The organism is Shewanella sp. MEBiC00475 (assembly GCF_005234075.1).
Lineage (GTDB): Bacteria > Pseudomonadota > Gammaproteobacteria > Enterobacterales > Shewanellaceae > Shewanella > Shewanella polaris.
In genome coordinates this window covers 2,913,710-2,938,191 of the sequence record NZ_CP039928.1, presented here as the reverse complement: position 1 = coordinate 2,938,191, position 24,482 = coordinate 2,913,710, and the positions used below count along the sequence as shown (strand labels likewise).

Genomic DNA, 24,482 nt, shown 5'->3' with positions numbered 1-24,482 from the left:
ATAATAACCGTTATTGATAGCTAGTGTACATCTTTCCAGTATTCTTTCTTCAATAAATAAGCAATGATGAAGAAAATAAACAAGAATCCAAGTACCCACCAACCTAAAGCTTCACGTTCTAATTGAACTGGTTCAGCCGAATAAACTAAGAACCCCGTGATATCACGAACCGCTTGGTCATATTCTTCTGCATTCATAGTCCCGCCAGTAGTGACATAACTTCCATCTGCTTGTTCTACTGCAAGACCTTGTAAGTCTTGTAAAACATGCGGCATACCCACTGAAGGGAATACATGGTTATTGACACCAAATGGACGAGTCTCGTCTGCATAGAAACCTTTTAGGTAAGAAAATACCCAATCAGCGCCACGTACACGAGCAACCAACGTTAAATCAGGAGGCGCAGCGCCAAACCATTTAGCCGCATCTGGAGTAGGAATAGCGTTTTCCATCAAATCACCGATTTTAGCATCGGTGAACATGTACTTATTACGCATATCATCTGTAGAGATGCCTAAATCAGTTGCAACACGCTCATAGCGTTGGTATTGAGTGCTGTGACAACCAGAGCAATAATGTTGAAACAAATCAACACCACGCTCTAATGACGCATTATCATGCAAGTCAACGTTAGCACTTTCTAAGTGAACATTATGTCCACTCGCTGCCATTGCGAGAGATGGCAGCAATGTAACTAATGCAATTAATAACTTTTTCATTAGTGTGTCACCCTCGTTGGTACTTCTTTTGTTTTCTCATTTTTACTGTAGAACCATAAGGCTACAAAGAAAGCAAAATAAGTGAAAGTACAAATACGTGCCAAAATAGTTAACTCAGGCGTTGCAGGAACCACACCTAAATAACCTAAAATAATGAACGACACAGTGAATTGTGCAATGTTGATCTTGTGGATCATGCTGCGGTAGCGAATAGACTTCACTTTACAACGGTCGAGCCAAGGCAGAACAAACAACACTGCAATAGAAAGACCCATACCAATAACACCCACTAACTTATCTGGGATAGCACGTAAAATGGCATAAAAAGGTGTGAAGTACCAAACCGGCGCAATGTGTTCAGGGGTCTTCATTGAGTTAGCCGCTTCAAAATTTGGCTTTTCAAGGAAGTAACCGCCGCCTTCAGGCATAAAGAACAACACATAACAGAACACGATTAAGAAACCTGCTACACCCATAATATCTTTTACGGTGTAATAAGGGTGGAATGGAATACCATCAATAGGCCATCCGTTCTCATCTTTGTTCTTTTTAATCTCAACACCATCTGGGTTATTCGAACCAACTTCATGCAAGGCAATAAGGTGCAAGAACACCAACACAACCAATACAAGCGGTAGCGCAATAACATGTAATGCGAAGAAGCGGTTTAGCGTTGCGCCAGAAATAACGTAATCACCACGGATCCACAATGTTAGGTCATCACCAATAACGGGAATGGCACCAAACAAAGAAATAATTACCTGTGCGCCCCAGTAAGACATTTGTCCCCAAGGCAGTAAGTAACCCATGAATGCTTCAGCCATCAGCACAAGGAATATCAACATACCAAATAGCCATAATAGCTCTCTTGGTTTTTGATAAGAACCGTAAATTAGTCCACGGAACATGTGCATATAGATCACAAAGAAAAACGCCGATGCACCGGTAGAGTGCATATAACGTAGTAACCAACCGTAATCAACATCACGCATGATGTACTCAACAGAGGCAAAGGCGCCTTCTGCTGTAGGTACGTAATTCATGGTTAACCAAATACCTGTCAGTAATTGGTTAACTAATACTAAAAGCGCTAATGAACCAAAGAAATACCAAAAGTTAAAGTTCTTTGGTGTTGCATACTGACCCACGTGACGATTATACGTAACCGTCATTGGGATGCGTGCATCAATCCAATCAATAATATTCTTAACCATTACGCCGCTCCTGTATCATCACCGATGATTACATTAACATCATCGATATATTTGTGCGGTGGGATCACTAAGTTTAGAGGTGCTGGAACACCCTGGAATACACGACCAGCCATGTCAAATTTAGAACCATGACAAGGACAGAAGAAACCAGATGTTACACCTTCAACCTGTTCACCGAATGAATCAGGCAGATAGGTTGGAGAACAACCTAAGTGCGTACAAATACCCACAGCAATGAAGAATTCAGGCTTAATAGAACGCGCAGGATTAGTTGCATATTCTGGTTGCTGCATCTCTTCTGAAGCAGGATCGCGCAATTGGCTGTCTAATGTTTTAAGATTATTGAGTACAGCTTCTGTACGACGCACTACCCAAACCGGTTTTCCGCGCCATTCGACACGAATTAACTGACCTGGTTCTACTTTACTAATATTTACTTCGACCGGCGCACCTGCAGCTTTCGCCTTGGCGCTCGGATTCCATGACTTGATGAAAGGAACCGCTACAGCGACGGCACCAGCACCACCTACTACGGCGGTTGCGGCTGTCAGGAATCTGCGACGTCCGGTATCGACTGGCGCATTGCTCATCCACTTATCTCCCAGAGGGTGTTGGAATTTTTATATTTCAATACTTTAGCGACCAAAATGGTAAAACGCTAAATTCATAGTTTGAGGCGGTGCTCATTATAGCGAAAAATTAGAACTAGATCATAGTGAAAACACACATCTATGTTGAGGATATTAACATTTTTTTCAAAATTGCATAATAATCAACCACTTTTTAACAATTAGTGGCCACTTAATTAGCAAAAAAATACTATAAATCCATTTAGAACAATAAATTATTAAATATTAATAATGAAAAACAGTTCAAATAATTACAGTTATTATTGATCAACTGTTTTTTAGAAAACTGAATTCATACTCGTTGAATTGAATTACAGGCACAAAAAAGCTCGGCAAATACCGAGCTTTTTTAGACAAACAAATATTAGCGTTATTTACCGCTAGATGATTTCATATATTTAAAGAAATCACCTTCAGGCTCTAACACCATAATGTCACTTTTGCCGGCAAAACTTTCTTTATAGGCTTCTAAACTACGTAAAAAACTATAAAACTCAGGATCTTTACTGTAAGTATCAGCATAAATCTTTGCCGCAAGTGCATCACCTTCACCTCGAACGGTAAGGGCTTTACGTTCAGCTTCAGCAATCTTAACCGTCACATTGGCATCAATGGTCGCACGGATAATTTCAGCTTGTTCTTTACCTTGCGCACGATGCTCTTTCGCCACAGCTTGACGTTCAGCACGCATACGTTGATAAATACTGTTACTGACGTTAGCAGGTAAATTAATTTGCTTAACGCGAACATCAACCACTTCAATACCGAGGTTCTCAGCACTTTCAGATGCATTTTCTAATGCGTCCGTTTGCAATTCATCGCGTTTACCAGAAACAATTTCCTTGATAGTACGACGACCAAACTCAGTACGTAAATCGTTATTGATTTTGGCTTGCAACAAGCTTTCTGCATTGGCTTTAATACCGCCATTAGTAGAAAGATAGTACTTTTCAAAATCTCTAATACGCCATTTTACATATGAGTCGACCATTAAGTCTTTCTTTTCAGAAGTCACAAAACGATCCGCAGCACCATCCAATGTTTGGATACGAGCATCCAAATATCGAACTTTATCAACAACAGGCAATTTGAAGTGTAAACCAGGCGCGAATACTCTTGTTTTGACACCATCGTCTTGTTTAAGAACCTTACCGAAACGGGCTACAATTGCACGCTCGCCTTCGTTTACCACCATTAAAGATGAAAAACCAATTCCTAATATGACCACCAAAATGATCAGAGCAAATCTACCCATAATTAGTTCCTCCCTTGACGAAGACGATCTTCGCGGCTGAGACGACCATCAGTCGACATGCTAGTTATTGGAGTGTTAACACCAATAGTTGATACTGAATTGACGTGTGGATCGACCTCTGGTGTGGCTTGATTACGTAAACTCTTAGAAGAATCTATCAACTTATCCAAAGGTAAATACATCAAATTACCGCTATTCTTGGTATCAATGAGTACTTTATTGGTATCAGCCAACACTGACTGCATCGCATCAATATACAAACGATTACGGGTCACATCAGGTGCGGCTTTATACTCAGGTAATAATTTCTCAAATCGAGAAACTTTACCTTTCGCTTCAAGAACCTCACGCTGTTTATAAGCACTAGCTTGTTGTGACATTCGTTCAACTGTACCACGCGCTTTGGGTTCGATTTCGCGAGCATAAGCTTCCGCTTCACGAATAAAGCGCTGTTCATCTTCCTGAGCAGAGATTGCATCATCAAATGCATCTTTGACTTCTTCAGGAGGGCGAGCGGGTAAAAAGTTAACATCGCGAATTTGTAAGCCTATTTTATACGGCTCAATAATACGCTCTAACTCAGTCCAAGTATCACGGCGAATAGCGTCACGCCCAGTGGTTAAAATGTCATCCATGCGATTGTGACCAATCACATAACGCAATGCACTGTCGGTTGCTTCACGCAAACTTGAGTTGGCATCTACCGAGCTGAATAAGTACGAATACGCGTCAGATACACTATATTGAACCACGAGTTCAACTTTGACGACGTTTTCATCAGAGGTCAGCATACTGCCTGAAGCAGGAACTGAACGGAACGTTTCCACGTCAACAGTAGTCACTTCATCAATAAAAGTGGCTTTCCAATGTAAACCGGAACTCACTTCACCAATATGTTGACCAAAACGGAGTAACACTCCACGCTCAGCTTCTTTGACCGTGTATAAACCAGACAATGCCCAAATAATTAGGGCAATAACGGCAATCACAATCAATAATGATGAATTAAATGGTTGACCTGAGGCGCCACTGCCCCCCTTGCCACCAAAACGTTTTGATAGGTTACGAAATACTTCGTCGAGATCTGGTGGCCCTTTATCATTACCACCTTTATTTCCCCAAGGGTCTTTGTTTCCCTTGTTACCGGGCTCATTCCAAGCCATTTAGCACTCCATAATTGGATGAAATAAATGAGATTAACAAGTGACTTCTACTTCTGAAGGTTCAAAAATAAATGCCTCTAATTCCCCCTGACTCTGTTTAGCTAATCGGCGCCAATTGGCATCCGATAAACGAACAGACAAAATACAGTTCCCCAGATCGTCATACTCTTTCTGCTGTATTGCATCCAGTCGATAAAACTGGCCAAGATAATGTCCTGCTGATGCAGGTATTTTCAATGTAAGCTCGCGAATCACTTCACCGATTAATTCGGTTATAGCATTAAGCAGCAAATCAAATCCAATGCGTTTTTGCGCAGAGACCCAAACCCTCTCAGGTTTACCGTCTTCACCGTAATCGATACGGGGCGCGAAATCTTCAAGTAAATCAATTTTATTACATACTACTAATTGTGGGATTTCATCTGCATCAATTTCTTTAAGTACAAGTTGTACTTGGTCAAAATTTTCTGTCATATTTTCATCTGCACAATCAACAACATGTAAAAGAATCTCAGCTTGTCGAGTTTCTTGTAATGTGGCTTTAAAGGCCGCGACTAAGTCATGAGGTAAATGACGAATAAACCCCACTGTATCAGCTAAAATTACCGCACCATCTGGTAACGATAATTTACGCAGTGTTGGGTCTAGTGTTGCGAACAACTGATCGGCAGCATAAACGTCCGATGACGTTAGCGAATTAAATAATGTCGATTTGCCCGCATTAGTATAACCCACTAAAGACACAGTCGATAAATCACTGCGCTTACGAGCTCGGCGACTTTGTTCACGTTGCTTATCAACTTTATCAAGGCGGCGGTTAATGTTCTTAATCCGGCCTCGTAATAAACGTCGGTCTGTTTCAAGCTGAGTTTCACCCGGCCCGCGCATCCCGATACCACCCTTTTGTCGCTCTAAATGAGTCCAACCACGAATTAGGCGTGTCGACATGTGGCGCAATTGCGCTAGCTCCACTTGCAACTTACCTTCATGTGTTCTCGCTCGTTGAGCAAAAATATCAAGGATCAACGTAGTTCGATCTAACACTCGACACTGACATATTACTTCAAGGTTACGCTCTTGAGCAGGACTTAATGCATGATTAAAAATCACCACATTGGCTTCAGTAGCGGCAACCATAGCAGCAAGTTCTTCTGCTTTGCCTGTACCAATAAAAAACTTACGATCCGGTGAGCGTCGACTACCAGTAATCACCCCTACAGAGCGAGCACCAGCAGATTCAACTAACAACTGTAATTCAGTAAGATCTTCTCGACGATCTTCGTCAGAAAAGTCTATATGAACTAATACAGCTGTTTCACCTGCTTCATAACGATCAAACAAAAAGTATATTCCTTTTCAAATTATTCAGTGTCACTTTCTTCATCATGAGCAGTGCCCTGATGATTAGTAACATTAAATGGGCGTGCTGGTACTACTGTTGAAATAGCATGCTTATAAACCATTTGGCTTACAGTATTTTTCAACAAGATAACAAATTGATCAAATGATTCAACCTGGCCTTGTAATTTAATACCATTCACTAAATAAATAGAGACTGGTACACGCTCTCGACGCAAAGCGTTCAAAAATGGGTCTTGTAAAGATTGCCCCTTAGCCATTTTCAATTTCCTTTTTTATTTTAAAATATGTTGAATTAAGTTTTATTGTTTAGTTTTAGTATTATACAGCAACGGCTAATAAGCTAGCGGCTTTGTCGCATAAGTGTAACTAAATTCCCTTCTACACCACTTTCAAGCCATTGTAAATCTGGCCAACTCCTCAACCATGTTAATTGACGTTTGGCCAATTGCCTAGTGGCTGCGGTAGCTTTTTCGACCATAGTATTATGATCAAATTCATTATCTAGGTACTGCCAACACTGTCTGTAACCAACACAACGCATAGATGGTAGCTCTAAATGCAAATCATCACGGGCTTTTAAACGCGCAACCTCTTCGATAAGACCTTGTTCTAACATGATATTAAAACGTTTACCGATTAATTCATGTAATACTTTTCGATCGTTTGGTGCAATTGCAAATTGCACCACATCATACGGCAAAGCAACAGACTTAGTTTGTGTCAATTCAGTCATTGTTTTGCCACTGATCCGATAAACCTCTAATGCCCGTGACAATCGTTGTGGATCATTCGGATGAATTCTAGCCCCAGCAACAGGGTCAATGTTACACAATTCTTGATGTAGTACGTCCCAACCGTCTATTTCTGCTTGAGCTAATATTTGCTGTCTAATACCTTCATCTGCACTGGGTAAAGGTGATAATCCCTCTAACAATGCCTTAAAATACATCATGGTGCCACCTACTAATAAAGGGGTCTTACCACGACTAATGATATCTTCAATAGCTAATAGTGCATCTAAGCGAAAATCTGCTGCTGAATAACTTTCGCTGGGATCAAGAATATTAATCAATTTATGCGGAGCCATTTCCAGCTCTTCAGCACTGGGTTTAGCAGACCCTATATCCATATCACGGTAGATTAATGCTGAATCTACCGAGATAATTTCGCAATTATGTTTGGTCGCCATTTCAATGGCTAGTGCCGTTTTGCCTGAGGCAGTAGGCCCCATTAAAAAAATCACTTTCGGCTTATCGACACTGTTCACGTTAATTATCTTTCATCCATTTTTGCCAAGGCAATGTGTGCTCTTGGTCATAACAAGTTTGTTTTATTTCATCATCCAGCAAACAAAATTGCTGCCATAAAGATTGTACAGGCTCAAATTTCGCTAAACTTTGTTGTGCAAGCCACTCTACAATAGCACTTTCTGCAGGTTGCTCTAATTGTATCCATTCCAATAGTTCCGGAACAACAATTGCAATTTGGCTTTCCCTCAAATATGGGGGCACTTTTTTAATAATCAACTGCTGGAAGCGAATTGTTAACTCAATACCCATTTGACGCAGTAGTTGCTCACGTATGGTTAAGGTGTCTTTCCAATCCAAATCAGCAGCAATCGAAACGGGCATAAGTAAGGGTTGCGACACTAGACCATTAGCTAATTTTGTTTGTATTTCTACTTTTTTGACCGTGAACAAAACTGTTTTTATCGGCAGTAATGATAACTTCTCATCTTTACACATTACCCAATACTCACCGGCTAATAACGCTGGCATGGCAAGCTGAGTTACCTCTTCACTGACATATGACACTGCAGTATTTGGGGTATGCAATAACTGTCCATAATTGGCAATGGCAGTTTTCGTCTCGCCTGAAGAAGGCTTTTTATCATAACTTGGCTTAATTGCAGCTGAATAACCTCCAGATAAGCCATTATTCTTTCCAGGTACATGCATCGAACCATAAGGGCTAACGCTGTTAATAGCCTTACTCGGTTCTTGATTAAGTATCAAAACAGCTTCTGCGGTGTCGATGATATTCGTATCATGCAGCAAACTTGACTCTGTGTGCATTGGCGCAGAATTTTGCTGAGGCTGTAACGCTTCAGATAACGGCAAAACAGGCATTTCTACTAATGCAGACTGTACCGCTTGTAGAATAAAGTCATGCACATAACGAGATTGATGAAAACGTACTTCATGCTTGGCTGGATGTACATTGACATCAACTTGATGTGGATCAAGTGATAACATCAGCACATAGCCCGGCTGGTGTTCAATGCCATATTCGGCAAAAGCTTGTTTCACTGCATGGTTAACCAATCGGTCTCTAATTAAACGCCCATTGACATAAAAAAAGTTGGTATCCGTGATGACTGAGTCCTGTGGTGACTGCAGATAACCCGTTAATAATAAATCATCATGTTCGCAAGTAATGCTCAACGCTTGTTCAGCAAAAGCTCGACCACAAATTTGCGCCAAGCGTTGTTGAGTTTGAATATCGGTATTTGCAGGCCGATACTGGCGCACTAATTTACCATTGTGTGTCAGAGTAAAATGAATATCGCTGCGCACCATGGCAATCCGTTTTAACCACTCATCAATATGGGTAAATTCGGTTTTGTCGCTTTTTAAGAAACGGCGTCTGGCGGGTGTATTAAAAAATAAATCCACCACTTCAATACTCGAGCCTTGTGGGTGCGCAGCTGGAGTCACTTTTACGTCCATTTGCGAGCCTTCAGCATAGGCCTGCCAGGCTTCAGATTGTTCAGCCGTTTTTGAGGTTAATGTGAGTCGCGACACTGAGCTGATACTGGCTAGAGCTTCACCTCGAAACCCAAAGCTTAAAATAGCTTCTAGGTCGTCTAGGGTATGAACTTTTGAAGTAGCATGGCGCGATAAAGCCAGCGCTAACTCACCTTTAGCAATACCCGCACCGTTATCACGGATACGAATAAGTTTGCTACCGCCTTTATCGATATCAATATCGACTCGCGTTGCACCGGCATCAAGACTGTTCTCTACTAGCTCTTTAACCACAGATGCAGGCCGCTCTACCACCTCGCCTGCTGCGATTTGGTTAGCAAGTTGTGGAGGTAACAGTTCTATCGCCATATTAAGCCCTTGGTATCACAAGTTTTTGACCAACACGCACAACATCATTCTTTAAATTGTTAGCACGTTTAATACTGCTTACCGATACGCTATAGCGTTGCGCAATAACCGATAGTGACTCACCACGTTTTACACTGTGTTTAATGTTAGATTGTTTGGCCATCAAAGAATCAGCAGGCGGATTACTTTCAAAATAGCGTAATACGCCTTTATAAATTGCATTGGCAAGCTTTTCTTGATGATTGCCATTAGATAACAGCCGTTCTTCGTTTGGGTTTGAGATAAAACCGGTTTCAACCAAAATAGACGGAATATCTGGCGATTTGAGCACAGCAAAGCTTGCAGATTCAGGATTTCTTTTATGCAAGTGAGTAATGGTTCTTAAATCGCGTAAAATGTCGCCCGCAATTGAATGGCTAATGGCCATAGAACTGTTCATCGACATATCGAGCAATGTCATTGCAAGGTATTGTTCACTATCGGTATTTTGAATAATCTCACCAGCGCCACCTAACAATTCTGAGTGTTTCTCTTTTTGCTCTAACCAACGACCAATCTCACTGTTGGCTCGTCGCATTGACAGCACCCAAACAGAAGCACCATTAGGTTGTGGAGAAGTAAAGGCATCAGCATGGATAGATATCAGTAAATCAGCTTTACTGTTTCGGGCGAGCTCAGAGCGTTTATTCAAATTAACGAAATAATCACCACTGCGAGTCATAACAGCACGCATGCCTGAAATCGAATTAATTTTACGGGCCAAGCGCTTAGCAATTTCAAGCACGACACGCTTTTCATGTATGCCTGACGGCCCTATAGAACCAGGATCTTCACCACCATGCCCTGCATCAATGGCTACAACGATATCCCGGGATGACTGATTTGCAGAGCGACGAACAGATTGCTGCACGGCAGATGAACCACCAGCGGAGTCTTCTAAGTCAACCACAAGGCGGTTTCCATACGGTGCAGTCGGTGGCAAAGTAAATAAACTCGATTTTACTGGTTTAGTTAAATCCATCACCAGACGCAAAACGCCTTTTTTAGGAGGAGAGCTAAAACGTATCTTTTTAATGATTTTACTGTTATTAGCAATTTTATCTAAATTGATTTTTGCGCCAGTATCTTGAATATCCACCACCAAACGATGAGGTCCAGTGAGGCTAAAACTGTCATATTTAGGAGATTGAGTTAAATCAAATACCACTCGAGTCGATTCTGGGGCAGCCCAAATTCGCACACTATCAAGTTGATTAGCCGCCCAAACAATATTAGGCAACAAAAACAATAGTATGAAAAGCACAGGGGTGAAAAACGTATTTTTTAAAGTCATTATTATTTTATTTTATATTATTTATAATTGCCTGCCCTGCAGGGGATAAGGCTTGTAATTCAATTTGTCTTTGAGATTCTTTATAACGCAAATGCAAATGTATGTCAGCCTTAGGGAGTAACCCATGGCCATTATCAGGCCATTCAACCAGACAGACACTTCTGTCTGTAAAGTAATCTCGGATCCCCATAAACTCTAGTTCCTCGGGATCAGCTAATCGATATAGATCAAAATGAAAGACATCCATATCACTAAACTCATAAGGTTCAACCAAAGTATAAGTTGGGCTCTTTACTGTCCCTTGGTGTCCTAAACTTTGAATAATCCCCCTGCTTAACGTTGTTTTGCCTGCCCCCAAATCACCGGTAAGATAAATAGTTAGTGGCGGCACAATCCACTGCGCAATTTGTTGCCCTAGAGCTACAGTAGCTTGTTCATTTTCAAGGGTTTTGAGCAGCAATGTCATGTGAAAAGTCAGCTTCCATAAAAAAGAGTTACAAGAAAGCTAAATATACCAGAAGTTACCGAGGAACTCCCACTGTTCTAGTGGTTATTTTTTGTTAATAAAAAAACCAGCTACTGGGGATAGCTGGCAAACTTACACTTCAGGAAGATAAATCAGAATTTCAATGTGCCGTTTAAATGTCATCCATACGAAGTGTGCTAAGAACTAAACGGTGTTGTTGAGTTTTTGTCACTCGTACTAAATCCATTAATGTATTTTTAATTTCTTCTGTTGGACTGCTCATTGCGGTTTTTTCAACTAACGCAATAAGACGGTTTTCTAGATCAAGATGTAATTCGAGCACAGCCTCTTCATCCATATTGGCAGGTAACATTGTCTCCGCGCAGCGCTTGCTGAAGTCTTCGAAAGTAATGTCCTTATACCAAGTATTTAATATTCTTAATGGTGCACCTTCAATATAGCGCTCTAACGTTTCATATGTATGCCGTTGATGTTGTTGAAAATAATCCAACATCATTTTCACTCTAGAAGAGTCTGCATTATTATCTAAACGCTTATATAACTTTTCCATATCAAGATGACAATTAGCAACATAATCAAGTAGCTCACTTAGCTGTTGGAACCGCATAACACTCAACCTCGTTTAATGCCCAAACATCTTAGGAAAATATTTCTTAAGGTGATTATCAAAGATTACAGCAGTAAATGATTTGAACCAGATCATGTTTTACTTCACCAATATGCTCTTACTTTAGAGATCCATGAAGAAGTGAGTACTAGATCACTTATTTGTTGATTGCAAAACGATTTGCTCAAACACAAATGGTGCAAATTTATTACAATAATAAGGTTCAGGCTGAATTAGACTCGGATTGATGGCCATTAAAAAATGTAGATCGAGCTATACGTTTCTCAATAATGGTTCGAACGGATGATCATATACGATGTCTAGATTGAAAAAGATAGGTATCGTATTTCCTAAAAACGTAGCTGAGCTTAGTGACACAAAGGTAATTAATGGAGGATTTAACAAGAGGAAATGATTTAGAGCGACGTTTCTTTATAAATAAAAAGTGGTTCGAACTGATGACCGCTTTATGACCTCTAGCTTGAACTTGGCAAGCAAAAAAGTATCGTATTTCAAACTAGGGAAGTGATTTGGAGCGACATATCAGGTTCGAACTGATGACCTATACCTTGGCAAGGTATCGCTCTACCAACTGAGCTAATGTCGCGTATCAAAAATCATGTAGAAAATTGGAGCGACATATCAGGTTCGAACTGATGACCTATACCTTGGCAAGGTATCGCTCTACCAACTGAGCTAATGTCGCATTACAAAATCATGCTGAAATTTGGAGCGACATATCAGGTTCGAACTGATGACCTATACCTTGGCAAGGTATCGCTCTACCAACTGAGCTAATGTCGCGTACTTTCAAATTTCATTACAACTTTCTATGACTCAGAGTTTGGCGCTCTGTAGAAAGTTGAGGCCGCATTATAGATAAATTTTACTATGCTGCAACCCCCTTTTTAAAGAAAATTGTTCAATTGGTTAAATTTTAAATACTTCTTTGCGATAAAACTGCATTTCAGCAATAGACTCTTTAATATCTTCTAAAGCTTGGTGGGTATTTTTCTTACTAAAGCCATTCATGGTTTCAGGGCTCCAACGACGAACCAATTCCTTGATGGTACTAACATCAATATTACGATAATGAAAATATTCTTCAAGTTCCAACATGTATTTATTCAAAAATCGACGATCTTGACCAATACTATTACCGCACATTGGCGATGCGCCTTTAGGTACATACTGAGCTAAAAAGGTAATCGTTAGTTCAATTGCATCTTGTTCAGAACATTTACTCGCACGAACTCGGTCCACTAAGCCAGACTCTCCATGATGCTTTTGGTTCCAATCATCCATCCCAGCTAGCACATCATCGGTTTGATAAATGGCTAGAACAGGGCCCTGGGCAATGATATTAAGTTCTTGGTCGGTCACCAAGGTTGCAATTTCAATGACTCGATCAACTGCTGGTTCTAAGCCTGTCATTTCTAAATCAACCCAAATTAGGTTATTCGCATCAACAGCCATTTATGCCGCCTTATGTTATCTGTCGCCTAAATTCAGGCATTTTTATAAAAGAGTGTGTATCATACTGTTTTTTTGACACACAAAAAAACACCTATTTAATGAAGATAAGCCAGTGAGTAAAAAGAAACCCCTAAGCCAAGGCCAATTACGCCGAATGCGAGCGAATCAAACCAAGCGATTAAAGCGTGGTGACGATGACACTCAAAATGCTGAATTACAGGATAACCTCTTAGGCCCTGAGCAAGCTGGAGTGGTTATTTCTCGCTTTGGCCAACATGCCGACATCGAAACTGCAGACGGAATTGTCTCACGGTGTAATATTCGCCGCGCAGTGACTAGTTTAGTCACTGGTGATAAAGTGGTGGTCCGATTAGCGACAGAAGTCCAATCTGGCTCCAGTATCGGTGGCATTGTCATAGCCGTTCATCCCCGAACATCTTCGTTAACTCGACCAGATTTATACGACGGCGTAAAAATTATTGCAGCCAACATCGATCAAATCTTAATTGTGTCATCGGTGTTACCCAGCTTTACCACCCAAATAATTGACCGATATTTAGTGGCATCTGAAGATACCGATATTCCACCGATCATCATTCTCAATAAAATTGATTTATTAGATGATACTAATCGTGATGAAATCGAACGAGCTCTAACACGTTACCAAGATATTGGTTATCCCGTTTATAGAGTCAGTAGCCATACGGGCGAAGGTGTTGAAAATATAAAAGAGTTGCTCAATAACAAAGTCAGTGTTTTTGCTGGTCAGTCTGGCGTGGGGAAATCGTCCTTAATTAATGCCTTAATGCCAGAAGCAGAATTGTTAATTGGCGATGTATCCGATAACTCAGGTTTGGGCCAACATACAACAACCACAGCCAAGTTACTGCATTTTGTCAGCGGCGGTGATTTAATTGATTCACCGGGTATACGTGAATTTGCTTTATGGCACTTAGACGCCATCAGGGTTGGTTGGTGTTTTATTGAATTTAGAAAGTTTTTAGGAACATGTAAGTTTCGCGATTGTAAGCATGGCGATGACCCAGGTTGTGCTTTACAACAAGCATTAGCTGATGGAAAAATTACTCAAGATCGCTTTAGTAATTATCAGCGTATTATTGCCAGTTTAGATGAGCAACGTCATGCTCGGCATTTCCGTGCAATTGATGAATAATATTCATTACAGATAGAAGCCTGTAGAATCTATAGCATTAAGTTTATAGTTCAACCAGATTAGAGAAAGGAGAAATACATTGGACTCAATTAAAATTGCTTTGCAATACATGCTGCCAAAACACTTTCTATCACGCTTAGTCGGTAAGTTTGCTGAAGCTGAAGCAGGCGCGATCACCACGGCGGGGATTAAGTGGTTTATCAAAAAATACAAAATTGATATGTCAGAAGCATTGCAGTCTGAGCCAGAAGCTTATAAAACATTCAATGCATTTTTTACTCGAGCGTTAAAACCTGAACTCAGACCATTGTGCCAAGACACCAATATTATGGTGCACCCTGTTGATGGCGCTGTAAGTCAATGCGGCCCAATTGAAGCTGGCAATATTTTCCAAGCCAAAGGTCACAGTTATACCTCTGAAGCATTATTAGGTGGTAATAAGGCTGATGCGGCACGCTTTGATAGTGGCGACTTTGCAACCATTTACTTGGCGCCCAAAGATTACCACCGCATCCATATGCCAATTACCGGTACATTATCAAAAATGACATACGTGCCAGGTGATTTGTTCTCAGTGAATCCACTCACCGCGCAAAATGTGCCAGGACTGTTTGCCCGTAATGAACGTGTCGTCGCAATATTTGAAACCCAAGCAGGCCCGCTTGCGATGGTACTAGTCGGTGCAACCATTGTTGCCAGCATTGAAACTATATGGTCTGGTACAGTTACCCCACCAGGCGGTAAGCAAGTCTTTAGCTGGGATTATCCAACAACAGGGCCAGAAGCATTAACCCTAGAAAAAGGCGCCGAAATGGGTCGCTTTAAGTTAGGAAGCACGGTAGTGATGTTATTTGCCCAAGATGCCATTGATACATTTGCTGATGGCGTCGAACCAGGTGAAACTACGCGCATGGGTCAACCTTTCGCGAAACTCTCCCAACAGTAATTAATATGACGGTAACTAAACCCCACTCTGGGTTAGTTGAATTACATTTAGCCGTACTACTTTTTGGTGGTACGACTTTATTTTCTAAACTTATTCCTCTTAGCGCTCTTAACATTACCTTTTTACGCTGTATTATCGCCGCCATCGTGCTCGCCATAATCATTAAAACCACCAAACGCCCACTTAGATTACAACGTCAGCCAAGATTATTGGGAGGCCTTAGCGTTAGGGACGTTAGTTTGCCTACATTGGGTAACCTACTTTGCTTCCATGCAGTTATCTTCTGTCGCCATTGGCATGATTGCTTTTTTTACGTATCCCGTCATGACAGTGTTAATCGAACCCTTGATCAATAAAACTCAAATAAAGCTACTTGATGTGATATCCGGTATGACGGTATTAATAGGGGTGATACTGTTGATCCCTGAAGCCAACTTAGATAATGACATTACCTTAGGTATTATAGTGGGTATCATTTCAACAGCATTATTTACTGCCAGAAACTTACCCCATAAACGGGTGGTTTCGCATTACAGTGGACCCCATGCGATGTTTTATCAAACCTTAATCACTTTTTACTGTTAAGCCCTTGGCAAGATGTGTCTCCCCCAAGATATTAGCCAAACGACTTAGGGATTGATTCTGTTACTGGGCGTGGCATTCACAGCTTTACCCCATGCATTATTTGCTACCGCACTGCGTTATTTAAGCGCCAAAACAGTTGGGTTAGTGTCATGTTTACAGCCGTTTTACGGTGCAGTGCTAACGCTATTAGTCTTAGATGAACAGCTAACAATCCGAACCATTATTGGTGGAACAATTATTGTGGCAACGGCTTTATTTGAAACTCAACAAAGTCATCAAAAAAAGCGAGCATAATCACGTAAATTTGCTAACATGGCCGGACTCCAACTTGAGCCAAATATTATGTTTCGTTTAGCGTGTTTATTCCTATGTTTCCTTATCGTTAATACACTGTCGATTCCTGTATTAGCCAATACCCCTCTGACTTTAGATAAACGTTTAGGGCTTAATAGCCAACTCGAAAATCAACCACTTGATATACAATCTCAAATTGCAGAACTTGAAAGCAGCATTGAAAAGCTGCAAATAGAACAGCAAACCTATACCAATATTGAACGCTCTAACAACGAAACCAAGCTATTGCTTACAGGGCAACTTCGTGAAGCTCAGGTAGCATTAAATCTCGATACGGATATCGCGCTCGATCAGCAAGCTTCAATGGCTTATTTTCGTCTATCGGAGTTAAAAGAAACTGAGTCGAGCCTAAATCAGCAGTTACGTGTAATTTCACAACGCCAAACACAATTACCGCAGTTAATTACTCAAGCCGAAAATGCCTTAACTCAGCATAATAAAACCCAACAAGTGCCAATTGATACTCCATTGGGTAAACGTAATAATCTTCAGTCTGCACTGCTAACACAACAAATTGAGACCTTACAAGCTGAACGCTTAGCTAACCCTAAGCAATTAGAAATTACTCAGCTTCAACAACAACTCAATAGATTATCTTTAGAACAACAAGAAGACTTTATTGAGCTTATTAACAAATACAATATTGCGTCTCGTCAGCAACAAACCGCAGATACCATAGCCAACAATTTAATTGATACCCAAGAGCTAGCCGACCCGTGGTCGCTAGAATTAAGTAAATTAAATCAGCGCTATGCAACACAATTACAAACACTGACAAGCAAAATCAAAGCAGCAATAGAGAAACAACAACGAGTTGAAAAGCGCTATCAATCACAAAATGCACAACTTTCAAATGTTCTTGAACAAATCACTTGGGTTAAAACCAATTCAGCATTCGGTGATCGTTTCTTGCAAATGCTGCAATCATTACCTAAGCCACCCAATCTTGATAAATTGCAAACAGAATTAGCGGATGCGCGACTAGAACGCTATCAATTAGAACAGCAACAAGCATTAAATAGTCAACAGCTCGATGACAGCGAAACTTTTTCAGAAACGCAAAACAAGTTACTGCAATCACAACAGATACTGATAGAGCAATTGCTGCAGAGTTATGATCAATATTTAGCTGAATTTGCTAAATTGCGTATTGGCTATGAACAATTAAATCAATTACATGACACATTAAAAAATACCCTTAACGAACATTTATTTTGGGTACCTAACGCTCCTAGTATTGGCGCATTATGGTTAATTGATTTAAGCCACAGTAGTGTTTGGTTACTGCAATCAAATCAGTGGCAGTCATTACAACAAGCTTGGTCAGAACAAAGTAATTATTGGGCCTGGTGGGGCATTTTATTGTTGTGCTGTTTAATAGCACAAGACATGCTGACACCTAAGTTCAATAAAGCGCTTAATCGTTATGCTGTGTTTGTGGGCAATGTGACGCAAGATAAATTTAAGTACACCATCAAAACGCTCATAATCAGTTTAGTGTATGCCTTGATAAAACCCTTACCGTTAATAGTCGCAGGGATTATTTTCTCAAGTTCAGAGCAAAATATGGTTCATGCTGTGGGCGTCGGCATTTTAGCCATTGGTGTGTGTTTTCTGATTTACCAATTCTTTTTCTTATTAACCCTAGATAAAGGGATTTTAATTAGTCATTTCAGACGACCGAAAAAAATTGTCAAACAAGCACAACAGACTATGGCTTCATTTGTACTGGTATCAGCACCGTTAATTGGCTTAATGGGCTTTACCGAGGCTTTAGATACTTCATTAGTACGCAACAGTATTGGCCGTGGTGCATTTATCATTTTCTGTATTTTGTTGTGCCGACTGTATAAAGATATCATGTTACTTATTGGCCAATATCGTAAAAATAAGCCTAGTGCCACTAACATGGCGATTATTCAACAAGCAGTATGGATAATCCTGATCGTCACCCCTATTTTTAGTGCCATTTTAGCGGGTATCGGCTACTACTTCACGGCTTTTCAACTTCTATTACAGCTACAGATATCGGTATTATTAGGTTTGGGCTTCTTACTTACCTATCAGTTAATTAAACGTTGGATGCTGATTGAGCGCCGCTTAATCGCGTTTGACCGCGCCAAAGCCAAGCGTGCAGAACGTTTAGCACAACGTGAAAAAGGCGAATTACACAACAATGAACCGATAGAAACCTACGAAGAACCCATTGTTGATTTAGAAACGATTTCTAGCCAATCACTGGGCTTGGTCAGATCAATTTTGATTCTAGCCTTTTTCGCCAGTTTATTAGGCATATTGGCGCAAACGCATACTGCGGTATTCACGTTTTTAGACGGTATTACCTTATGGACCACCAATAGCAATATAAATGGCATTGAGCAACAAGTGCCCATTACATTAAAGTCGATTTTATTTGGGTTCATGTTAGTTGGTTTCACGTTAGTAATTGCTAAAAACCTCCCTGGCTTGCTAGAACTTACCTTATTGCAGAGATTAGATTTATCGCCAGGAACCGGTTTTGCCATCACTACCGTTAGCAGTTATTTAGTGGTGTTTTTTGGCATACTGCTTGGGTTTTCGACCCTTGGCATGGAATGGTCAAAATTACAGTGGCTCGTTGCGGCGCTCTCTGTGGGTTTGGGCTTTGGCTTACAAGAAATTTTTGCTAACTTTATTTCTGGTTTAATCATTTTATTTGAAAAACCCATTCGTATTGGCGATACCGTCACTATCCGCGATCTCTCAGGAACGGTCAGTAAAATCCAAATCAGAGCCACTACGATTGTAGACTGGGATCGCAAAGAAATTATTGTGCCTAACAAAGCTTTTATTACTGAACAATTGGTTAACTGGTCGTTGTCCGATCAGATCACTCGTGTGATCGTGAATGTATCGGTATCTCGTGATGCTGACCCTGCTAAAGTTGAAATGTTACTTCATCAAGCCGTGCGAGAATGTGACTTATCATTAGCCATCCCAGAACCTGAAGTATGGTTTGCAGGCTTTGGTCAACATACACAAGATTATGAAATTCGTTCGTATGCCAAAGACATGTCCGCTCGTTGGCCTTTACGTCACAACTTACATAAACTTATTACTAAAAAGCTTAAAGAAAATAATGTCGAACTTGCTTATCCACAAATGGAAATTCACATTAATCAGTCATCTAAAGAAGATACTGGCTTATATAAAGGTTAATAGGAATATTAATTAAGGACTCCTAATGCTCGTTTTTGCTCACCGCGGCGCTAGCGGTTATGAACCAGAAAACACCTTAGTCGCTATGGATAAAGCCCTCGACTTGGGTGTGAATGCTATTGAACTGGATGTACATTGCGTAGAGGATGAATTAGTGGTGTTTCACGATCGCCGCTTAGAAGGTAAATCTACCGGTACAGGGCTAATACACTTAACCACCAAAGCAAAACTGGCTCAATGTACCATTGGTGGACAAGCGATTCCTACGCTGTGGCAAGTACTCGAACGGGTAAGTACTAAAAGCAAAGGCTTGTGCACCGTTAATATTGAATTAAAAGGGATTGGCTGCGTACAGTCCTTTATTAGTTTATACCCTCAAGCTCTCAAACTGCTTCACTTTACTCCTGAACAGCTATTAATATCGTCATTTAACCACCCTGATTTAGCTCAAATAAAACGAGCTTTGCCAAGAGCGGTTATCTCCCCGTTAATATCGGGTGTACCGTTAGATCTAGCTCAAATCGTGACGACACTGAATGCTTATTCAATTAATCTTGATGTGAGTTTTGTTAATCAAGCGATTGTTGATGATGCCCACCAACGAGGTGGTAAAGTATTTGTATTTACCGTTGATAATGCTGATGATATTAAGGCATTAAAAACGATGGGTGTAGATGGTATATTCAGTAATTATCCAGACAAAGCCATGGAGGCAACAATGATGCCGATAACAACGGATTACAATGGATGGTTTGGGTAAATAATTTAAATATTGAAGCTGAGGGCCTGCACAACTTACATTGTTATTGCATAGTCATAATGATTGAAGTGCTGCCTAGCTGCCAATACTTTCAGAATTATCTCAATTCGGCTATTTGGTCGCTAAAATTAAGATGACAGCCCCCTTTTTTCTTCATCAAAAAATGAGATAGATCAAACTGTAATAAAAATGATCGCCATAATCGATAAAAAGTTATTGCTAATGATAACGGTTTTCATTTAGAATAAGATTACTTTCTTAGCTCAACCTATTTTTGAATGAAGAGGCTTTCTATAATGTACGTTTGTCTTTGTCATGCCATCACTGATACTCAAATTAAAGCTGCCGTAAGCCAAGGTGATTGCTCACTTGCTGACGTGAAAAAGCGTTTGGGAGTTGCTGATCAATGTGGTAAATGTGCGCGAATGGCAACTAACATCATTCAGACTCAGCTAGAGTACGAACCTAATTTCTATGAAGTGGCTTAACCTAGCCTCTTGTTAATAAAAAAAGCTGCTCATGTGAGCAGCTTTTTTTGCTCATTTTTTATCGGCTTACCAGCCCAACACCATCTGGACAAGTAAGCACATCGTAAAGATATTCACACAATATTAACGTTAAAAATAATATTGGTGCAATCGCATAGAATCACAATCACACCCTAGATAAACAATTAATCTAACGTATCAGTAGAATCATCTACAGCTGACTCGCTGTCGTCGTAAACACCATCGACATCAACACTATCAACCCGTTGCAAGCCTCTTGGCAGTTTAGCTCCCCGACGCCCGCGTTCACCTCTATAATGCTCTAGATCGCTTGGTTTCAAGGTTAATTTACGTTTACCCGCCCATAAAGTAACAGATGCATCTTGAGGTACCACACTTAGGTGCAATAATATTTCCTCACGATTTTTAGCCCGATCTGTCGGAATACCAATGATTTTATTGCCTTTACCTTTTGATAACTGCGGTAAAGCATCAAGATTAAACATTAACATGCGACCCTCTGAGGTGATCGCTAATAAAGATTGATCTGCGGCTTTGTTAATTAATTTGGGTGACAACACAAGTGCATTTGTTGGCAAGTTTAGCAGCGCCTTACCCGCTTTATTACGGCTGATCAAATCAGGATAAGCACAAATAAACCCATAACCAGCATCGGTTGCCAACAAGAAAAATTGCTCATCGGCACCCATTAATACATGTTGCATAGTCGCGCCTGGCGCCATATTAAAGCGTGTGGTAATAGGTTCACCTTGGCTTCGTGCCGACGGTAATGTGTGGCTGTCTGTCGCAAATGCGCGGCCAGTGGAGTCAATAAATACCGCAGCTTGATTACTCTTACCAATGGCGCTGCATAAGTAACTGTCTCCCGACTTGTACGACAAGCCCTCAACATCAACATCATGACCTTTAGCACAACGTACCCAGCCTTTATCTGACAACACTACAGTGACAGACTCTGTTGGGGTTAATTCTTGCTCAGTCAGTGCTTTGGCATCAATACGTTCAATAATAGGTGAACGACGATTATCACCATAATTATCGCCATCTTGGATCAATTCTTTCTTTACCAAGGTTTTTAAACGACGGTCTGAGCTTAATAACAATTCTAATTTGTCACGTTCTGCGGCTAACTCGTCTTGCTCGGCTTTGATCTTAAATTCTTCAAGCTTAGCTAGATGACGTAATTTTAATTCTAAAATGGATTCAGCTTGTTTATCAGACAAGTTAAACCGTGACATCAATTCGGCTTTCGGTTCATCGTTAAAACGAATAATTTCGATCACTTCGTCAATATTTAAAAAAGCTACCATTAGGGCTTCTAAAATGTGTAAACGAGCTAACACTTTATCAAGCCTATACTGCAAGCGACGTGTAACGGTTGTCATACGGAACTCTAACCATTCAGTTAGCAGCGTTTTTAAACCTTTAACTTGTGGACGGCCATCGAGCCCCAATACGTTTAGATTCACTCGGAAGCTTTTTTCAAGATCTGTCGTGGCAAATAAATGGGTCATTAATTGATCACAATCAATACGATTTGACCGAGGCACAATCACTAACCGAACGGGATTTTCATGATCAGACTCATCACGTAAATCAGACACCATCGGCAATTTTTTTGCCTGCATTTGATTGGCGATTTGCTCTAAAATTTTACCGCTACTGGCTTGATGCGGTAATGACGTGATAAGGATCTCGCCCTGCTCTTCACGATAAACAGCACGCATTTTAATTGAACCACGCCCAGTATCATAAATCCGCTCAATATCTGCTTTTGGGGTAATAATTTCGGCTTCTGTTGGATAATCAGGACCAGGTACTAACTCCATTAATCGCGCTAAATCTGTTTTAGGGTTATCAATAAGCTCAACACAGGCTGACACTAACTCACGAACGTTATGTGGTGGAATGTCTGTTGCCATACCCACAGCTATACCGGTAATACCATTAAGCAAAATATGCGGTAATCGTGCTGGTAAGGTTTTAGGTTCCTTCATGGTGCCATCAAAGTTAGGGCTCCAGTCGACGGTACCTTGACCTAATTCCGACAGTAACACTTCAGAGAATTTTGATAATCTGGCTTCGGTATAACGCATTGCCGCAAATGACTTAGGATCATCTGGCGCCCCCCAGTTACCTTGACCATCGACGAGTGGATATCGATAAGAAAATGGCTGCGCCATTAACACCATGGCTTCATAACATGCGCTATCACCATGTGGATGATACTTACCTAAAACGTCACCGACAGTACGGGCAGATTTTTTATGTTTAGATTGTGCAGATAAGCCTAATTCGCTCATGGCATAAATAATACGGCGTTGGACGGGTTTTAAGCCATCGCCAATATGCGGTAAGGCACGATCCATAATCACGTACATGGAATAATTTAAATAAGCCTCTTCGGTAAAGCGCCTTAGCGGCATTTGCTCTACCCCATCAAGACTTAATTCAATCGCATCACTCATTATTTCATTTCCTGTGATTGTTCAGGTGCGTTATAAAACAGACGGTAAATATTACCTTTTAGGTCATCTGAAATGTACATAGCACCATCTGGCGCATTAATAACATCAAACGGACGTGCAACCGGAAACTCTCCATCTAAAAAGCTCACCACGGTTTCACGTTTAATAACCTTTTCATCTTTAATATCAAGCATCACAATTTGATAGCCGACTTTACTTGAGCGGTTCCACGAGCCATTTTCGGCCACAAAAAGCTGTTGATGATAGCGTTGAGGAAATTGCTCACCCCGATAAAAACTTAATCCCGTTGGCGCAACATGTGCTGGTAGTTCAAATTCGGGAACCGTAATATTTAAGTTTTCGGGTTTATCATATGCAGGTTCAACCACATCGGTGCCATGCAAATAAGGAAAACCAAAATGGCTACCTTTAATGTCTACACGATTAATCTCATCTGCAGGAATATTATCACCCATCCAATTACGGCCTAAATCAGCAAACCATAATTTGTTAGTTACAGGTGACCAATCAAAACCGGTAACGCTTCTCAACCCAAAAGCAATTTGTTCACTGGCACCGGTATCGACATTTATAGCCAAAATATTGCCAAATGGCATCGGGGATTCACAGACATTACATGGTGAGCCAATAGCAACATACAGACGTCCGTCAGGGCCAAAGCGCATAGAACGAGTGTATTTTTTATCTAAACTGGGTAAATTAGAATAGACTTCACGCGCTCGACCAGGTCTACGTAATCGAGATTCAATCTCATCAAAACGAATAATGCGATCATCCTCGGTAACGTATAGCGAGCCGTTGTGGAAAGCGACAGCCTCAGGATAATCAAGGCCTTTGGCGATAAGGTAACGCTTATCGACTTGTCCATTTTGATCACTATCGATTAGCGCATACACGGTGCCACTTTTTTGTGAACCAACAAATAAAGTACCGTTATCGCCCACGGTCATTTGCTTAATATCACCTAAATCAGAAGCATATAAGCTTAAACCAAAGCCTTTTGTTACCGTAATTATCACAGATTGTGCTGCTGAAGCAAAAATCGGAAACAAGCCTAAAAAGAGTATTCCCATAAAGGCTAATTTACCGTTATGGTTAACGTAGGA

At 40.7% G+C, this 24,482-nt stretch carries 20 protein-coding genes, 3 tRNA genes and 1 pseudogene; 6 read left to right on the top strand and 18 right to left on the bottom strand.

Annotation, left to right across the window (positions count from 1 at the left end; all coding sequences use genetic code 11):
* Positions 1 to 20 precede the first annotated feature (20 nt).
* The 16 genes from FCN25_RS13125 to orn form a co-directional block, all read right to left on the bottom strand.
* Positions 21 to 719 (bottom strand): cytochrome c1, encoded by a 699-nt coding sequence (locus tag FCN25_RS13125; protein ID WP_137225478.1) that lies wholly within the window; start codon positions 717 to 719, stop codon positions 21 to 23.
* Positions 719 to 1,933 carry a cytochrome bc complex cytochrome b subunit gene (locus FCN25_RS13120; RefSeq protein ID WP_137225476.1) on the bottom strand — a complete coding sequence of 405 codons (1,215 nt, stop codon included), beginning with the start codon at positions 1,931 to 1,933 and terminating at the stop codon, positions 719 to 721. The genes FCN25_RS13125 and FCN25_RS13120 overlap by 1 nt, the downstream gene beginning before the upstream one ends.
* Complete coding sequence (gene petA / locus FCN25_RS13115; protein WP_137225474.1) at positions 1,933 to 2,523, bottom strand: ubiquinol-cytochrome c reductase iron-sulfur subunit; 591 nt, start codon at positions 2,521 to 2,523, stop codon at positions 1,933 to 1,935. Before petA ends, FCN25_RS13120 begins: the two co-directional genes overlap by 1 nt.
* 409 nt (positions 2,524 to 2,932) lie before the next feature.
* Positions 2,933 to 3,817 carry a protease modulator HflC gene (gene hflC / locus FCN25_RS13110; protein WP_137225472.1) on the bottom strand — a complete coding sequence of 295 codons (885 nt, stop codon included), beginning with the start codon at positions 3,815 to 3,817 and terminating at the stop codon, positions 2,933 to 2,935.
* Positions 3,818 to 3,819: 2 nt separating this feature from the next.
* Positions 3,820 to 4,980 (bottom strand): FtsH protease activity modulator HflK, encoded by a 1,161-nt coding sequence (hflK, locus tag FCN25_RS13105; protein WP_137225470.1) that lies wholly within the window; start codon positions 4,978 to 4,980, stop codon positions 3,820 to 3,822.
* 33 nt (positions 4,981 to 5,013) lie between these two features.
* Complete coding sequence (gene hflX, locus FCN25_RS13100; RefSeq protein WP_137225468.1) at positions 5,014 to 6,321, bottom strand: ribosome rescue GTPase HflX; 1,308 nt, start codon at positions 6,319 to 6,321, stop codon at positions 5,014 to 5,016.
* Between the two features lie 20 nt (positions 6,322 to 6,341).
* Positions 6,342 to 6,599, bottom strand: coding sequence for an RNA chaperone Hfq (gene hfq / locus FCN25_RS13095; RefSeq protein WP_137225466.1), 258 nt, complete (start codon positions 6,597 to 6,599; stop codon positions 6,342 to 6,344).
* Positions 6,600 to 6,682: 83 nt separating this feature from the next.
* Entirely contained in the window at positions 6,683 to 7,609 is a 927-nt protein-coding gene (gene miaA, locus FCN25_RS13090) for a tRNA (adenosine(37)-N6)-dimethylallyltransferase MiaA (protein ID WP_137225464.1), read from the bottom strand.
* A gap of 1 nt (position 7,610) precedes the next feature.
* Positions 7,611 to 9,458: a DNA mismatch repair endonuclease MutL gene (gene mutL, locus FCN25_RS13085; protein WP_137225462.1), complete on the bottom strand. Its 1,848-nt coding sequence runs from the start codon at positions 9,456 to 9,458 to the stop codon at positions 7,611 to 7,613.
* A 1-nt stretch (position 9,459) separates the two neighbouring features.
* Entirely contained in the window at positions 9,460 to 10,791 is a 1,332-nt protein-coding gene (locus tag FCN25_RS13080) for an N-acetylmuramoyl-L-alanine amidase (RefSeq protein ID WP_137225460.1), read from the bottom strand.
* Between the two features lie 7 nt (positions 10,792 to 10,798).
* On the bottom strand, positions 10,799 to 11,257 hold the full coding sequence (tsaE, locus tag FCN25_RS13075; RefSeq protein ID WP_137225458.1) for a tRNA (adenosine(37)-N6)-threonylcarbamoyltransferase complex ATPase subunit type 1 TsaE: 459 nt from the start codon (positions 11,255 to 11,257) through the stop codon (positions 10,799 to 10,801).
* 172 nt (positions 11,258 to 11,429) lie between these two features.
* Complete coding sequence (locus FCN25_RS13070) at positions 11,430 to 11,885, bottom strand: hypothetical protein (protein ID WP_137225456.1); 456 nt, start codon at positions 11,883 to 11,885, stop codon at positions 11,430 to 11,432.
* 531 nt (positions 11,886 to 12,416) lie between these two features.
* Positions 12,417 to 12,492 (bottom strand) — tRNA-Gly (locus FCN25_RS13065).
* A gap of 23 nt (positions 12,493 to 12,515) precedes the next feature.
* Positions 12,516 to 12,591, bottom strand: a tRNA-Gly gene (locus FCN25_RS13060).
* A 22-nt stretch (positions 12,592 to 12,613) separates the two neighbouring features.
* Positions 12,614 to 12,689 (bottom strand) — tRNA-Gly (locus FCN25_RS13055).
* A 126-nt stretch (positions 12,690 to 12,815) separates the two neighbouring features.
* Positions 12,816 to 13,361 (bottom strand): oligoribonuclease, encoded by a 546-nt coding sequence (orn, locus tag FCN25_RS13050; protein WP_137225454.1) that lies wholly within the window; start codon positions 13,359 to 13,361, stop codon positions 12,816 to 12,818.
* A gap of 112 nt (positions 13,362 to 13,473) precedes the next feature.
* On the opposite strand from orn, the gene rsgA reads away from it, so the two are divergent.
* The 6 genes and pseudogenes from rsgA (at position 13,474) to FCN25_RS13020 (ending at position 20,866) form a co-directional block, all read left to right on the top strand.
* On the top strand, positions 13,474 to 14,535 hold the full coding sequence (gene rsgA, locus FCN25_RS13045; RefSeq protein ID WP_137225452.1) for a small ribosomal subunit biogenesis GTPase RsgA: 1,062 nt from the start codon (positions 13,474 to 13,476) through the stop codon (positions 14,533 to 14,535).
* Between the two features lie 79 nt (positions 14,536 to 14,614).
* On the top strand, positions 14,615 to 15,481 hold the full coding sequence (asd, locus tag FCN25_RS13040; protein ID WP_137225450.1) for an archaetidylserine decarboxylase: 867 nt from the start codon (positions 14,615 to 14,617) through the stop codon (positions 15,479 to 15,481).
* Between the two features lie 5 nt (positions 15,482 to 15,486).
* Positions 15,487 to 16,360, top strand: a pseudogene (locus tag FCN25_RS13035) (DMT family transporter).
* Positions 16,361 to 16,408: 48 nt separating this feature from the next.
* Positions 16,409 to 19,618, top strand: a complete 3,210-nt coding sequence (locus tag FCN25_RS13030; protein WP_254693779.1) for a mechanosensitive ion channel domain-containing protein — start codon at positions 16,409 to 16,411, stop codon at positions 19,616 to 19,618.
* A gap of 25 nt (positions 19,619 to 19,643) precedes the next feature.
* Positions 19,644 to 20,378, top strand: a complete 735-nt coding sequence (locus FCN25_RS13025) for a glycerophosphodiester phosphodiesterase (RefSeq protein ID WP_137225446.1) — start codon at positions 19,644 to 19,646, stop codon at positions 20,376 to 20,378.
* 296 nt (positions 20,379 to 20,674) lie between these two features.
* On the top strand, positions 20,675 to 20,866 hold the full coding sequence (locus FCN25_RS13020) for a bacterioferritin-associated ferredoxin (RefSeq protein WP_137225444.1): 192 nt from the start codon (positions 20,675 to 20,677) through the stop codon (positions 20,864 to 20,866).
* Between the two features lie 185 nt (positions 20,867 to 21,051).
* Here the strand turns inward: FCN25_RS13020 and parC are convergent, their stop codons facing one another.
* Both parC and FCN25_RS13010 read right to left on the bottom strand, forming a co-directional pair.
* The gene (gene parC, locus FCN25_RS13015) at positions 21,052 to 23,355 is read right to left on the bottom strand and encodes a DNA topoisomerase IV subunit A (RefSeq protein WP_137225442.1); all 2,304 of its coding nucleotides are present in this window, start codon (positions 23,353 to 23,355) and stop codon (positions 21,052 to 21,054) included.
* Entirely contained in the window at positions 23,355 to 24,449 is a 1,095-nt protein-coding gene (locus tag FCN25_RS13010) for a sorbosone dehydrogenase family protein (protein ID WP_254693778.1), read from the bottom strand. The genes parC and FCN25_RS13010 overlap by 1 nt, the downstream gene beginning before the upstream one ends.
* Positions 24,450 to 24,482: the final 33 nt, after the last annotated feature.